Origin of the sequence: Mesorhizobium sp. M0621, from assembly GCF_040320745.1 — a bacterium.
In the GTDB taxonomy this organism is placed as follows: domain Bacteria; phylum Pseudomonadota; class Alphaproteobacteria; order Rhizobiales; family Rhizobiaceae; genus Mesorhizobium.
On record NZ_JAMYQF010000022.1, the window covers coordinates 47312 to 62281 of the forward strand.

Annotated in this window: 12 protein-coding genes; 3 read left to right on the plus strand and 9 right to left on the minus strand. The window is 64.3% G+C overall.

Annotated elements, in window-relative coordinates:
• Positions 1–74 precede the first annotated feature (74 nt).
• The gene (locus NKI38_RS17205) at positions 75–617 is read left to right on the plus strand and encodes a dihydrofolate reductase family protein (protein WP_352659431.1); all 543 of its coding nucleotides are present in this window, start codon (positions 75–77) and stop codon (positions 615–617) included.
• A 48-nt stretch (positions 618–665) separates the two neighbouring features.
• On the opposite strand, the gene NKI38_RS17210 is transcribed toward NKI38_RS17205, so the two are convergent.
• The 5 genes from NKI38_RS17210 to NKI38_RS17230 form a co-directional block, all read right to left on the minus strand.
• Positions 666–1529, minus strand: a complete 864-nt coding sequence (locus NKI38_RS17210; RefSeq protein ID WP_352659432.1) for a patatin-like phospholipase family protein — start codon at positions 1527–1529, stop codon at positions 666–668.
• 276 nt (positions 1530–1805) lie between these two features.
• On the minus strand, positions 1806–3233 hold the full coding sequence (locus tag NKI38_RS17215; RefSeq protein WP_352659433.1) for a M16 family metallopeptidase: 1428 nt from the start codon (positions 3231–3233) through the stop codon (positions 1806–1808).
• A gap of 122 nt (positions 3234–3355) precedes the next feature.
• Positions 3356–4744, minus strand: coding sequence for a M16 family metallopeptidase (locus NKI38_RS17220; protein ID WP_352659434.1), 1389 nt, complete (start codon positions 4742–4744; stop codon positions 3356–3358).
• A gap of 212 nt (positions 4745–4956) precedes the next feature.
• Positions 4957–5511, minus strand: coding sequence for a 16S rRNA (guanine(966)-N(2))-methyltransferase RsmD (gene rsmD / locus NKI38_RS17225; RefSeq protein ID WP_352659435.1), 555 nt, complete (start codon positions 5509–5511; stop codon positions 4957–4959).
• A 13-nt stretch (positions 5512–5524) separates the two neighbouring features.
• Positions 5525–7537, minus strand: coding sequence for a pseudouridine synthase (locus NKI38_RS17230; RefSeq protein WP_352659436.1), 2013 nt, complete (start codon positions 7535–7537; stop codon positions 5525–5527).
• Positions 7538–7772: 235 nt separating this feature from the next.
• On the opposite strand from NKI38_RS17230, the gene NKI38_RS17235 reads away from it, so the two are divergent.
• Positions 7773–8222 carry a nucleoside deaminase gene (locus NKI38_RS17235; protein ID WP_352633287.1) on the plus strand — a complete coding sequence of 150 codons (450 nt, stop codon included), beginning with the start codon at positions 7773–7775 and terminating at the stop codon, positions 8220–8222.
• Positions 8223–8270: 48 nt separating this feature from the next.
• Here the strand turns inward: NKI38_RS17235 and NKI38_RS17240 are convergent, their stop codons facing one another.
• From NKI38_RS17240 to NKI38_RS17250, 3 genes are all read right to left on the minus strand, one after another.
• Positions 8271–8951: a hypothetical protein gene (locus NKI38_RS17240; RefSeq protein WP_352659437.1), complete on the minus strand. Its 681-nt coding sequence runs from the start codon at positions 8949–8951 to the stop codon at positions 8271–8273.
• Between the two features lie 211 nt (positions 8952–9162).
• On the minus strand, positions 9163–12126 hold the full coding sequence (gene ileS, locus NKI38_RS17245; protein WP_352659438.1) for an isoleucine--tRNA ligase: 2964 nt from the start codon (positions 12124–12126) through the stop codon (positions 9163–9165).
• Between the two features lie 304 nt (positions 12127–12430).
• A complete protein-coding gene (locus NKI38_RS17250) occupies positions 12431–13237 on the minus strand; it encodes a MipA/OmpV family protein (RefSeq protein WP_352659439.1) in 807 nt (268 codons plus the stop codon).
• Positions 13238–13433: 196 nt separating this feature from the next.
• On the opposite strand from NKI38_RS17250, the gene NKI38_RS17255 reads away from it, so the two are divergent.
• Positions 13434–13988, plus strand: coding sequence for an HdeD family acid-resistance protein (locus NKI38_RS17255; protein ID WP_352633282.1), 555 nt, complete (start codon positions 13434–13436; stop codon positions 13986–13988).
• A 1-nt stretch (position 13989) separates the two neighbouring features.
• Here NKI38_RS17255 and NKI38_RS17260 read toward each other — a convergent pair whose 3' ends face one another.
• Complete coding sequence (locus NKI38_RS17260) at positions 13990–14970, minus strand: bifunctional riboflavin kinase/FAD synthetase (protein WP_352659476.1); 981 nt, start codon at positions 14968–14970, stop codon at positions 13990–13992.

Genomic DNA, 14970 nt, shown 5'->3' on the forward strand with positions numbered 1-14970 from the left:
GCAGCGATATTCTTCACGAAGCATGTCGTAACGACCCTCCGCGGTTCGTCCTCTGACCAATGAAGGAGAGCGCCATGCGAAAACTTATCGTCACCGAATTCATCAGCGTCGATGGCATTGCCGAGGTCGAGAAGCTGCCCAGCGTGATCTGGAACGATGAGATGAACAGGTTCAAGGAGGACGAGCTTGCCGACAGCGGCGCCATGCTTTTGGGGCGCACTACCTATGAGATTTTTGCCGGCTCATGGCCCAAGGAAACCGGGGATTTTGCCGACCGGTTCAACGCGCTGCCGAAATATGTCGCCTCGACCAGCCTGAAGGCGCTCGACTGGAAGCCGGCCGAATTGTTGAAGGGCTCCCTGCCGGACGCGGTGAGGACGCTGAAGCGGGGCAGTGGCGGCAACATCTATGTGCATGGCAGCCTTAGCGTTGCGCAGGAATTGCTGCGCCATGGCCTGGTCGACCGCGTCAGGCTGCTCAGCTATCCCGGCACTGTGGGCCAGGGCAAGCCGCTGTTTCCAGTCGGCGAGCCGATCTCGCTCGAATTGGTTTCCGCCACGCCGTTCAGCAACGGTGTGGTGGCGCTGGAGTATGCGCCGGTGGCGGCGAAATCGTAAATCGGTTGGAGCTTCTTTCCTTCCAGATCGAGTCGGGAAGATGCACCCTCACCCGACCTGCTTTCCCCGCCTCGCTTTGACGGCGGCGCCGGCTCGCGCCTCCAGCACCTTCTCCACCTGCCGCTTCAACTCGTCCTTGATATCCACCGTCTCGTTCATCAAGGCGTCGATCTTCAGGAAATCGAGCACGCGGTATTTCGACACCGCCGGGCGGACCAGGATGTCGGGGCGGCATTGTCTCAGCTTGTTGGCGATGATCGACTGCATCATCAGCTGCGTGGCGCCGAATATCAGGTCGACGGAGGTCGGGTGCTTGCGGTCGAGCTCTTCCGGCGCGCCCACCACGTCGACGCCGATGATGATATCGGCATCGTTCTCGATCAGGTCGAACGGCACGGGATTGTAGATGCCGCCGTCGATCAGCAGCCTGCCGTCGCGCATCACCGGGCGGAACACGGCGGGTATCGCCGCCGACGCCGCCAGCGCCGAGTGCAGGTCGCCATCGTCGAACACGGCCAGCTTGTGGCCGAAATAGTCGGTCGCCGTGACCTTCAGCGGGATTTTCAGCTCGGCAAAGGTTTCGGGAATGGCTTCGGGCAGAAAGGCCTTGAGGATGCGCTCGACATTGAACTGGCTGACGCGGACCTGCATGGCTTCGGCGATGGTGCCCGGCCGTGCCCGCCACATGCGGCTCGCCACCTCGGCGCGGCGGCCGAGGATCGAACGGGCATAGTCGTGGATGTCCCTGCCGGTCATGCCAGCGGCCATGCCAGCGCCCATGATGGCGCCGATCGACGAGCCGGCAATCGCCACCGGCTTGATGCCCAACTCGTCCAGCGCCTCGATGACATGGATATGCGCCAGCCCGCGCGCACCGCCGCCGCCAAAGGCGATGCCGAAGCTAGGCGCCATTTTGTGTGACTCCTGCCCCGTTTCCGGCCGGTGTCGGAGACAACCAATTGTCGAAGTTGGCGCTGCCCCTCATTGCCCTGCCGGGCATTTCTCCCCGTATAGTGACGGGGAGAAAGAAGCTGGCCGCAACGTCGGCACCTATCTTGCAATGCTGGTGATTGGCGAAACCGGCGACAGCAGCGTCCCTCTCCCCGTCGCTATACCGGGAGAGGATGCCGGCAGGCAGGTGAGGGGCAGCGCCGGCGCCCTGAAGAAAAGAGAAATACGCGCCGCCGCTCATCCCTTGCCGGCTCCGGCCAGTTTCGGGCCGATGACCATGATGGTCGGTTCGGTGGTCAGCAGCTTTTTCGCCGCCGCCTTGACCTGGTCGAGCGTCACCGCGTTGATGTAGCCGGCGCGGCGCTGCATGTAGTCGATGCCGAGATCATCGAGCTGCAGCTCGACCAGCGTCGAGGCAATGGCACTCGACGAGTCCAGGTTGTTGATGGCGTAGGCGCCGATCATGTATTTCTTGGTCGCCGCCAGCTCCGCCTCGGTCGGGCCTTGCTCGGCCAGCTGTTTGACCACGTCGCGGACGATCCCTAGCGTCTCGGCCGCGCGGTCCGACCGGGTGCCGGTGCTGATGACCAGGGCATTGGCGTGGTCCTGGTTGATCAGCGAGGAGTTGACGCTGTAGGCCAGCCCGCGCTTTTCGCGCACCTCCTGGAACAGGCGCGAGGTGAAGGTGCCGCCGCCGAGGATCTCGTTCATCAGCACGGCGGGAAAGAAATCCGCCGCCTTGCGCTTCACACCGGGATAGGCGAGCTGCAGGGAGGTCTGCGGCAGGTCGTAGTCGACCTCGACATGCTGAGCCAGCTTCGGGTCGATATCGGCCACCGGGCTCAGTGCCTGGTTCTGCGGCAGGTTGCCGAACACCATGTCGAGCTTCTTCTTCAGCGTCTCGGGGTCGATGGCGCCAACCACGGCGACATGCAAGCCGCCGCGCGCAAACACCGCCCGATGCAAGGCTTTCAGATCATCCGGCGTGATGGTGGCGATGCTTTCCTTGGTGCCCTGGTCTGAGCGGGAATAAGGATGGTCGCCATAGAGGGCGCGCGCCCATTTGTTCTGCGCGACCGTGTCGGGGTCGTTCTCGCCGGCGATGATGCCGGACAGGATCTGGGAGCGGATGCGGTCGATCGGCAGCTGGTCGAAGCGCGGCTCGTTGACCGCCAGCCGCAACAGGTCGAACGCCTGATCGCGCTGCTCGGCCAGCATGCGCATCGAGCCATAGAGGCCGTCGCGGCTCTCCTCGAAGCTCATCTCGGCGCCGGCATCGTCAAGCTTGATCTGGAAATCTTCACTGTCGAGCGGGCCGGCGCCTTCGTCGAACAGGCCGGTCATCAGGTTGGCCAGCCCCTCCTTGCCGACCGGATCCTGCGTCGAGCCGCCGCCGAAGACGAAGCGAATGGCGACGATCGGCACGGAATAATCCTCGACCAGCCAGGCGGTGATGCCCTTTGGCGAGGTGACGGACTGGATGTCCATGGCGCGCGCGGTGAGTGCCGGCAGGATCAGGAAGACGATGGAGAGGAAGAGGGTCGCGAGGGCGGCGCGCGCCTTCCCTTCTCCCCTTGTGGGAGAAGGTGGATCGGCGCGCAGCGCCGAGACGGTTGAGGGGTGCGTGACGGAATGCTGTCGGCGCCAAGCTGGAACACCCCTCATCCGACCGAGCTTCGCTCGGCCACCGCCCTGGGGCGAGCCACGGGTCTCGCCCCGTCCTTCGGACCCCACAAGGGGAGAAGGTAAGGGCGCGCCGGCGTGCATCGCGTTCGTGCTTCTCATGATCAATTCCCCGCCTGTTGCTGCGGCAAGAGATAACCGGTCGTCGACCGGGCGATCACCAGGTAGCGCGCGGCGGCGGCCTTGACCTCTTCGGCGGTGACCTTGCGGATGCGGTCCGGCCATTGCTGGACGTCCTGCACATTGCCGCCGGTGGCCAGTGTCGAGCCGTAGATGTTGGCCATGGAATCCTGCTTGTCGCGGGCAAAGATCATCGACCTGACATAGCGGTCCTTGGCCTTTTCCAGCTCCGATGGCGTGACGCCATCCCGGACGATGCGCGCAACCTCCACGTCGACCGCCGCTTCGATGTCGGAGAGCTTGGCATCGCCGCGCGGCGCGCCGTAGACGGTGAAATTGGTGTCGTCGAGCATGGTGCCCTGGAAATAGGCGCCGGCGTTGGAGGCGATGCCTTGCTGGACGACGAGCGCCTGGTAGAGCCGGCTGCGGTTGCCGCCGCCGAGGATTTCCGCCAGAAGATCGAGCGCTTCCGCCTCGCCCGGCTTGCCCGAATGATAGGACGGCACCACCCATTGGGTGGAAAAGCTCGGCACGCTGACCCGGGCATCGGCGAGCATGACCGTGCGTTTGGTGTTCTGCTCCGGTTCGACCGGGCGGATGCGCGGCGGCAGATCAGGACCGCGCGCCACCTTGCCATAGGTCTTCTCGGCCAGCGCCCGTACCGTGTCCGGTTCGACATCGCCGGCCACGATCAGCACGGCGTTGTTGGGCCGGTAATATTTGTCATAGAAGGCGACAGCGTCGGTGCGGTTCAGCTGCTGCATCTCCTGCATCCAGCCGATGACGGGAATGCGATAGGGTTGGTTCTGCCAGAGCGTGGCGTCGACCTCCTCGTCCAGCACGGCTTGCGGATTGTTGTCGATGCGCGAGCGGCGCTCCTCCAGGATGACGTCGCGCTCGGTTTTGATGACGTCGTCGGTGAGAATGAGGTTGCGCATGCGGTCGGCCTCGAAGCTCATCATCAGCTCGAGCGCCGACGGCGCCACCGTCTCGTGGAAGGCCGTGTAATCGTAAGAGGTGAAGGCATTGTTGGAGCCGCCGATGTCGGAGACGGCGCGGTCGAACTCGCCGGCCGCATGGTGGGTCGTCGCCTTGAACATCAGATGCTCGAAGAAATGGGCAATGCCGGACTTGCCCGGCGGCTCGTCGGCGCTGCCGATCTTGTACCACACCATGTGGGTGACGATCGGCGCGCGGTGGTCGGGAATGACGACGACCTCCATGCCGTTGTCGAGCAGGAAGTCGGTGACCTTGAATTCGCCCGGCACCGTATTGGGCAACACCGGGCTGTCGGCCAGCGCCGGGCCGGCCATGACAAAAGCCAGCGACGTCGCCAGCAGCGTTTCACGCAGCCATTCAGCCTTAGATGTCATCAATGGCTCCGATTTCGCTGTTCATCGTTTCACGGAAACGTTGAACCGCTTTATCTCTTTGTTTTGGCGCAATTCCGGACGGAAAACCGTTTCACACTTCTCCTGGAATTGCTCTCGGCAGGACGATAGGCAAGGTGCTGGCGACAAGCAAAGTGAATTGTTGGCCATGTTGCCGTCAAAGGCGGCGGCAAAGAGGCCGGGAGCAAAACGTATCAGGCCGCCTCGATGAAGCGGATCACCGTCTCGCCGTAACTGCGCTCGTCCAGCACGGAAAAGCCGGGGCCTGGCTCGAAGGGCGCCACCGCGGCCTCCTCGACCACGCACAGCGCGCCGGGGCGGAGCCAGCCGCCGGCCTTGGCCGACAGCAGGGCGCGCTCGCCAAGACCCTTGCCGTAGGGCGGATCGGCGAAGACGAGGCCGAACGGCGCCAGCGTGCCGGCCTCGCCCAGGCCTGTGGCATCGCGACGGAAGATCTTGGTGCGGCCGGTCAGGCCGAAGGCTTCGACATTGTCGCGGATCAGGCCACGGCCTTCGGCCGATTCCTCGATGAAGACGCCGTAGGACGCACCGCGCGACAGCGCTTCGAGCCCGAGCGCGCCGGTGCCGGCGAACAGGTCGAGCACGCGCGCGCCATCCAGTTTCTCCGCGAAGCGATGCGCCAGCACGTTGAAGACGGCCTCGCGGGTGCGATCGGTCGTCGGACGAATGGCGCTTGAGCGAGGCGTCGCCAAGGGACGCCCGCGAAACTCACCGCCGACGATCCTCATCTTAATCCGGGTCTCATTTCGTCCTGGGACCCTTCGGGCCGCCGCGCGGCCGCTCGCCGCCGCCCGGCTCGCCACGCGGCTTGCCGAACGGTTTTGCACCGGCCGGTTTGCCATAAGACGGCTTGAACGATGCCTTGCGTGCCTTGGCGTCAGCCGCCTTGGCGGCGTCGGCCTCTGCCCTGCCCTTGCCGATCGGCCGCGCGCCAGGCGCCATCCAGACATTGGCCTTGCGCTGGCCGGGCGGCTCGATCGGCCGCTGCTCACGCTCGGATTTCTTGCCACCGCCGGGCTTGCCGCCAAAACTGCCACGAGGCTTGTCGCCGAAACCGCCGCGCGATTTGTCGCCAAAGCCGCCGCGGGGTTTGTCGCCAAAGCTGCGTTCGGGACGCGGGCCGCGTTCGCCGAAACTCTTTTCCGGTCCAGCACCTCTGTCGGGACTTGTCGACAATTTGCCCAGCGCCTCGTCGCGGCTGCCTTCGCGGCGTTTGCGGTTCTTGATCAACCCGCCCTCGCCGATCGGCCGGCGCTCGCCGTCACGGGTGAACTTCGGCCGTTCCGGCTCCGGCTCGCGAACTTCAGTGCGCCGCACCGGCTTGTTGGAAAACGGCTTGGTGACCTCGGCGTCGAAATTGGCGCCGGATTCCTCGACCAGGCGCTCGCCAAGCTGATCGCGCAGCACCCTGCCCTTGATCTCCAGCACATGGCCCTCGGCGAGATCATCGAGCTGGAACGGGCCGTAGGAGATGCGGATCAGCCGCGTCACATCGAGGCCGAGCGAACCGAGGATGTTCCTGACTTCGCGGTTCTTGCCCTCGCGCAGGCCGATGGTCAGCCAGGCATTGGTGCCTTGCTCACGGTCGAGCGTCGCTTCGATTGCGCCGTAAAACACGCCGTCGACGGCAATGCCTTCACGCAGGCCGGCAAGCGCGCTCTCCTCGACCTTGCCATGGACGCGCACGCGGTAGCGGCGCAGCCAGCCGGTGGCCGGCAGTTCGAGCACGCGCGACAGGCCGCCATCATTGGTGAGCAGCAGCAGCCCTTCGGTGTTGATGTCGAGCCGGCCGATGGTCATCAGCCGCGGCAATTCAGCCGGCAGCACGTCGAAGACGGTCTTGCGGCCCTCGGGATCGCGGTTGGTCGTGACGACGCCGGCCGGCTTGTGGAACAGGAACAGCCGGGTGCGCTCGATCGGCGGGATTTCCATGCCGTCGAGATGGATGATGTCATCAGGCATGACGTTGAAGGCCGGCGAGGTCAGGGCGCGGCCATTGACCTTGACGCGACCGGCGGCGATCAGCTCCTCGGCATCGCGGCGCGAGGCCAGGCCGGCACGCGCCAGCCGCTTGGCGATGCGTTCGCCCGCCTCTTCCGTCGCTTCCGCGGAATGTGGGCGCGGCCTGAAGCTGCCGCCTGACGCGCCTTGCGGCCGCTCACCAAAGTCCCGCTTGGGACGATCAGCGAAGTCGCGCTTCGGGCGGTCAGCGAAGTCGCGCGGCGCATAGGGTTTGCGCGGCCCTTCGCGCTTTTCATAGGGCTTACCCTCCGGGCGCGGGCCTTTGTGGAATGGTCTTTCGGCGCGCGGGGCGCCACCCTCACCGGCTTCGCGCGGCTTGTAGTCACGCTTCGGCCGTTCGCCCGCAGCCGCCATCGGCCGATCGCCGCGCGGTGCATAGGGCTTGCGCGGCCCTTCGCGCTTTTCATACGGCTTGCGCTCGCCGTCAGTCGCCATCGGCCGGTCGCCGCGCGGTGCGTAGGGCTTGCGTGGCCCCTCACGCTTCTCAAAAGGCTTGCCGTCGGGACGCGGGCCTTTGCTGAATGGCTTGTCGCCGCCCTTGAAGTCGCGCTTCGGCCGCTCGCCATCGGCGGCCATCGGGCGATCGCCGCGCGGTGCGTAAGATTTCTTGGCGCCAAAGGACGGCTTGCCGCCCTTGCCGGCGGCGCCATCACGGCTGCGCGGTCCCGCCGCTTTCGGGCCGCTCCTGGCCGGACCCTTCTTGGGTCGGAATTTCTTGTCGTTGTCGTCCATGTGGCCTTTGTCCGTTTGCGCTGCTACAGCGTGGCGCATCCTTTCGGGCGCGCAACGAACGCAGTAGCACTTTGATTTGGCGCATGATCATTTCCGAAAATCGAGTCCGATTTTCGGGTTGATGCGCTCAATAACAGGATCATCAGAGTTTGTCAGGGAAAAGTGGAGACCGGTTTTTCCGGCAGACAAACGAAAAGCCCTGGGGCGGCGAGGAGATAATCGGAATGGAAACCGCGTGAAGCGACCCGATTTCATGGCGATGGCGCTGAAAGAGGCCGAAGCGGCAGCCTTGCGCGGCGAAGTGCCGGTCGGCGCCGTCATCGCCAGCGGCGGCACGGTCGTTGCCAGTGCCGGCAACCGCACACGCGAACTTGCCGACCCGACCGCGCATGCCGAGATGCTGGTCATCCGCGAAGCCTGCCGTAAACTGTCAGCCGAGCGGCTGACCGGGCACGATCTCTATGTGACGCTGGAGCCTTGCGCCATGTGCGCCGGCGCCATTTCCTTCGCCCGGCTGCGCCGGCTCTATTTCGGCGCCGCTGACGACAAGGGCGGCGCGGTGGTCAATGGCGTGCGCTTCTTCGCCTCGCCAACCTGCCACCACACGCCCGACATCTATCCGGGCATGGGCGAGACCGAGGCGGCCCTGTTGCTCAAAGGATTTTTCCTGGAACGGCGCGGCTGAACCGAGCGCAAAGCCCGCCAGCACAAAAGCAACGAAACGCAGACGTTTTTAGAGCGACGGCATCCAGTCGAACCAGCCGCTGCCCTTCTTGCCTTGCGCCTCTTTCTTGAGACGGCGTTCCTTCCTGTACTCGTCCTCGCCAAGCTCGTTCTGCGGCGCGGTGCCGGCTGCGACACGATACTGCACCGGCGGTTCGCTCAGATATTTGCGGGTGTTCGGGTCGCCTTGCTTGCTGTCGGCAAGGCGGCGCTGGATCTCGGCAGCGCGGCCCTTGTCGGAATCGGCGGGGCTCCACGCCGGCGGGTGGCTCGAGCCTGATTCCGCCATCGCCTTCTTCACCGAGGCCGGGTCGGTCTGCACGTCGTCGACGATATCCGACTGGTAAGCCGGGTCGTTCTGATGGGCGGTGGCGTCGGCACGCAGGCGGGCGCGGCGCTGCTCGGGCGATTCAGGCCATTCGGCGCTCGCCGTCTCGATGCTGTCCTGCGGCGCCGGCAGCGCTTCCTTCTGGCCTGGCGCCGGCTTCACCAGCGTCGGACGCGGCTTGTAGTCGATCTGTTCCTTGCGCTTCGGCGCGAACGAAAAGGCGCCGCTGATATCGCCGGCCAGCTGTTCGCCGGCGGTCTTGTCGGTGCCATAGGTCGGAGAGCCCATGCAGCCGGACAAAGCCAGGCCCGATGCGACAAGCGGCGCCAACAGCGCCAGGCGCGCATTATATCTCTCGGTCATGCCAAAAAGTCCCACTCTAGACAGCCTCTCGATTGCCACCGGCCTGATGGCCGGTCCCCATCGTCCAAGCACTTGCGACGGAAATCCGGCGACAATTTGTCTTCCGGAGTTTCGCGTGTTTACCTCAACCACTCGTTAAGGGCAACGCGCGGGCGGTTTTCGCCCGCCCGGCGTGGCATTTGTGCACCGATCCGGCTGGCTGGACGGCCTGTTAAAGCCGGCCAAGCGCCTTCAATTCGTGCAGCACCGCCGCATCGCGCGCCGAAACATCCGGGAATTCCGGATCCTCGCCGACATCGGCGGTGTAGCGCCAGGAGCGTGCGCATTTCACCAGGCCGCGATCCTCGGCCTTTTCGACCACCACGGCGACACCTCTGACGTCGTCAAGCGTGAAGGCACCCGCAGGCGCTTGCCCATCAGCGATCACCAGATCGCTGGTGATCGCCATCTCGGCCATGTCGACATCCGATATCGCCGCTTCGAGCGCCGCATCGTTGATGGTGACGACCGGCACCGCTTCCAGCGACGAGCCGATCACCTTCTGGGCGCGCGCAATCTCCAACGCGCCGGTGACGACGCGTCGCACCTGCCGCACCTTGCGCCACTTTTCGGCCAGCGCCTCGTTCTTCCAGCCCGCCGGGATTTGCGGGAACTGGTCGAGATGCACCGAGACGGCATCCGGATGACGGTCGAGCCAGGCCTCCTCCATGGTGAAAGGCAGCATTGGCGCCAGCCATTTCACCAGACAGTCGAAGAGATGGCGCACCACTTGCACCGAAGCCTTGCGCTTCACGCTCGACGGTGCGTCGCAGTAGAGCGCGTCCTTGCGGATGTCGAAATAGAAGGCCGACAGCTCGACCACCATGAAATCGAGCAGCATGCGGGTGATGCGCTTGAACTCGAAAGCGTCATAGCCCGAGCGCACGACCTCATCGAGCTCGGCCAGCCGGTGCAGCATCAGCCGCTCCAGTTCCGGCATTTTCTCCAGCGGCACGTCCTCGCCATCGTCATGGGCGAGCGTGCCCAGCATCCAGCGGATGGTGTTGCGCAACTTGCGGTAGGCGTCGATATTGGTCTGCAGCACATTCTTGCCGAGCCGCTGATCCTCCCAGTAATCGGTCGTCACGACCCACAGACGCAGGATGTCGGCGCCCGACTGCTTGATGACGTCCTGCGGCACGACGGTGTTGCCGAGCGATTTCGACATCTTGCGACCATCCTCATCCATGGTGAAGCCATGGGTGACGACGGTGTCGTAAGGCGCCCTGCCCCTGGTGCCGCAGCTCTCCAGCAACGAGGAGTGGAACCAGCCGCGATGCTGGTCGGAGCCTTCGAGATAGACGTCGGCCGGCCATTTCAGGTCAGGACGATCCTCCAGCGTGAAGACGTGCGTCGAGCCCGAATCGAACCAGACGTCGAGGATGTCCATCACCTGCTTCCACTTGAAGGCATCGTGATTGCCGAGGAAACGCTCGCTGGCGCCGGCGGCGAACCAGGCGTCAGCGCCCTCCTGTTCGAAGGCATCCATGATGCGCTGGTTGACCGCCTCGTCCTTCAGCACATTGCCGTCGGCATCGGCGAAGACGGCGATCGGCACGCCCCAGGCGCGCTGGCGCGACAGCACCCAGTCCGGGCGCTCCTCGATCATGGCACGGATGCGGTTCTGGCCGGCGGCGGGCACGAAACGGGTGTCGTCGATCGCCTTCAGCGCGCGGCTGCGCAGCGTCGAGCCGTCGCCGAGGTCCTTGTCCATGTAGACGAACCATTGCGGCGTGTTGCGGAAGATGATCGGCTTCTTCGACCGCCAAGAATGCGGATAGGAGTGTTTCAGCCGGCCGCGCGCAAACAGCGCGTTGCGCTTGATCAGCTCGTCGATGACGGCCTGGTTGGCGTTGCCCTTCTTGCCGTTGTCGTCGATGACACGCGCCGGTCCACCCTCGCGGTCCGGGCCGAAACCCGGCGCGTCCTTGGTGAAGAAGCCGCCATCATCGACGGTGAACGGGATGGCGCTGTCGATGCCGCGTGCGCGCAGATCTACCGCCGCATCCATCCAGGCGTCAAAGTCCTCGCGGCCGTGGCCGGGCGCGGTGTGGACGAAGCCGGTGCCGGCATCGTCGGTGACATGGTCGCCGGCGAGCATCGGAACGGCAAATTCGTAACCGCCGCCAAAGCCCTTGAACGGATGTGAAAGCGTAAGGCTTCCAAGCTCTTGCGCCGAAACGCTGCGGAGACGATTCAAGGTGACCTTGGCCTTGGCCGAGGCGTCTTCGGCCAGTGCGTCGGCAAAGATCAGCTTTTCTCCCGGCTGCGGGCCGAACGCGTTCTCGGCCGCCGTGACCTCGTAGAGGCCGTAGTTGATGCGCGGCGAATAGTTGACGGCGCGATTGCCGGGGATGGTCCAGGGCGTCGTCGTCCAGATGACGACATGGGCCTGCAGCAGGTCGAGGGCTCCCTCCGTCAGTTTGGTCTCACCATCGTCGATGGGACGGACCAGGCTGGCGACCGGAAACTTCGCCCAGATCGTGTCGGACTCGTAGTCCTGGTACTCGACCTCGGCCTCGGCCAGCGCCGTGCGCTCGACCACGCTCCACATCACCGGCTTGGAGCCGCGGTAGAGCTGGCCCGACATGGCGAATTTCAACAGCTCGCCGGCGATGCGCGCCTCGGCGTGGAAAGCCATCGTCGTATAGGGATTCTTGAAGTCGCCGATGACGCCGAGCCGCTGGAACTCACCACCCTGCACCGTGATCCAGTGCGCTGCGAATTCACGACATTCCTTGCGGAATTCGTTGACCGGCACCTCGTCCTTGTTCTTGCCCTTGGCGCGATACTGCTCCTCGATCTTCCATTCGATCGGCAGGCCGTGGCAGTCCCAGCCCGGCACATAGTTCGAGTCATAGCCGCGCATCTGGAACGAGCGGGTGATGACGTCCTTGAGGATCTTGTTCAGCGCATGGCCGATATGGATGTTGCCGTTGGCGTAGGGCGGGCCGTCATGCAGCACGTATTTCGTGCGGCCGGCAGCACTTTCGCGCAGCTTGGCGTAGAGGTCCATGTCCTGCCAGCGCTGGACCAGCAGCGGCTCCTTCTCCGGCAAGCCGGCGCGCATCGGAAAATCCGTCTGCGGCAGGTAAAGCGTCTTGGAATAGTCGATCGTTTCTTTGGTGTCGGTCATCAGGGAATCGGTCATTGGTCTGCCATGTGCATTGCCCGGCCGCAAAGGAGCTCGGGCGTTGAACTTTACTTCTTGCGCATGTCGTTTTCCCAAAACCGGGGCCACTTTTGGGCGACATGCCTTATGATCTGGAAAAAGCGCGAGAGGCCGCGCGCAACATTCCCGGCGGCTCCGGCGACCCTCAGGCCGCCCGGAACACCGGGCTTATAATTCGTATCGTCAGCCTGCAAAGGCGCGAAAAGCTCGTCATGCCCCGGCTTTTAGCGGAGATGAGCGCAGGAATAAAGCGTCTCGTTCGATTCACTTACATCGTGAAATCGAAACGATAGGTGGTCGAGACGCCGACCATGAACTGGTTGCGGTCGCCGCGTTGCCTTACCAGGCTGGAATCGGCCGCCGGTCCCATCAGACGGGAATATTCGCCAAACAGGCTGGCGGTCATCGGCTCGGTCACCTTCCAGGTTATGGCGCCGCCGAGGCCTGTCGATTTCAGGCCGCCACCGGGATGATATTCGCTCAAGCCCGAAGCCACGGCTTCCTGCGCGTCGACGCCATAATAGGCGTCGAAATATTTGGCCGAGGCGAACGACACGCGCGGCCCGCCCGAAATCCGCACGGTTGGCGTCACATCGTAGAAGGCGTCGGCAGCGATGTCGGCGACAAAGCCGTTGTGAGCACGGATGCCGTGGCGAAGCTCGGCGCGGGCGCGCAGCCAATCCGTCGGATAGAATTCGAAGAAGCCGCCGACTTCGCCGCCCCAGCGCACCGGATCGAGGCCCTTCAGTTCATCGGCGTTGTCATCGTCACGGGAAAACAGGAACTTGCCGGTCAGGCCGGCACGGACACCGCCATCGTCGACAAGCGCCAGCGAGATGTTGTCGTTGCGCGAAGTGAAGCGTGCCGCGGGTCCGGCCTTGCCCAGCGAGATGATCGGTGAGGCGCTGAGCAGGTACTTCTTGCCGCCCTCGAAATTCGGCGCCACCATGCCGGTGGCGCCAACGGTCAGATACCAGTCGCCGGACAGCCAGCTGCCCTCGCCCGCCTTAGCAGCGCCCGCGCTACCCAGCAGCATAGCGGCCAGCACCAGAGAGATTTTTCCGACCGGACTCATGGCCACTCCACTAACACAATGCACACGGTTACCGATGACAGCTTTGACGGCCGTTTGGTAAAATTTGATTTAAACCAGAGACATCTGATCGCGGTTTGCTCGATCCCCCAGTGCCGGTCATCAACTGGACGTTGGCCAGCGCCGGGACTAACTTCCATCCGGTAGTATTCCGCAGCCCTCGATGGAGACCGCGACAATGACCCTGCATGGCGACGCCTTGAAAATCGCGATCGAACAGACACGGACAAAATGGGGGTGGTTTGTCGCGCTCGGCGTCCTGCTGCTCATTTTCGGCGGCATTGCCTTCGGCAATCTGTTCATCGCCACGGTGGCTTCGGTCTATGTCGTGGGATGGCTGATGCTGATGGCCGGCGTAATCGAGATCGTGCATGCGTTCGGCGTCAAGACGTGGGGCCGCTTCTTCTACTGGCTGCTCAGCGGACTGCTCTACGCCGTCGCCGGCTTCTTCGCTTTCGACAATCCGCTGCTTGCCTCAGCGGTACTGACGTTCCTGCTGGCGATCGCGCTGGTCGCGTCAGGCGTGCTCCGCGCCTGGGTCGGCTACAGCCACCGGCCGCAGCGCGGCTGGGGCTGGATCGTCGCGGCCGGTGTCATCAGTGCGCTTGCCGGCCTGGTCATCGCCATGGGCTGGCCGGTCAACAGCCTGTGGGTGCTCGGGCTGTTCCTGGCGATCGACCTGATCTTTCAGGGCTGGACCTTCATCGCCGTTGGTTTGGCGCTGAAAAAGTAGTTCAAAAAGCCATAGCGGCGTCGAGATCGGAGAGCGGCTTGACGCCGGCAAGCAGCGCGCGCGCCTCGGCTTCATCGCGCTTCATCTGCGCGACCAGCGCATCGAGCCCTTCGAACTTCACCTCGGGGCGCAGGAAACCGAAGAAGGAAACCTGGCAGATCTCGCCATAGAGGTCGCCGGAGAAATCGAAGACGAAGGTTTCCAGCAGCGGCGCGCCATTGTCGTCGACAGTCGGGCGGCGGCCGAAGCTGGCGACGCCGTCGTGAAGTGTGCCGTCGGCGCGGCGAAAGCGGACGGCATAGATGCCCTCCTTCAGAGCGGCTTCGGCTGAAAGCCTCATATTCGCGGTCGGAAAGCCAAGCGTGCGGCCGAGCTGCTGGCCGCCGACCACCTCACTTTCGACCGTGAAGCGATAGCCGAGCAGTCCGGCGGCCTCGGCCACCTCGCCCTCGCTCAACAATCCGCGGATGCGGCTGGATGAGACGACCTCGGCGCCCTCGTCACGGAAGGCGTCGACGAGCGTGACTCCGAAGCCGTGACGCTCGCCGGCTGCCATCAGATAGGCTGGACCGCCTTGGCGATCCTTGCCGAAATGGAAATCGAACCCGGTCACGGCGTGGGTAATGCCAAGGTTCTTATCCAGCACATCGGTCACGAATGCTTCCGCCGACAGCGAGGCGAAGTCGCGCGTGAACGGCTGTTCGACGAGCGCGGCAAAACCGAGCAGCGACAGGAGCCGCGCTTTCATCGGCGGCGGCGTCAGCACGAACAGCGGTATATCAGGCCTGAAGATCTTGCGCGGATGCGGTTCGAATGTCAGCACCAGGGCCGGCACCCCGCGCCGCGCGGCTTCAGTCAAGGCCCGCTCGAGCACCGCCTGATGGCCACGATGGACACCATCGAAATTGCCGATCGCCACCACGCCGCCGCGCAGATCGGCGGGCAGCGGCGTGGTTGCCAGAACGTGCTGGAAGCCTGTCAT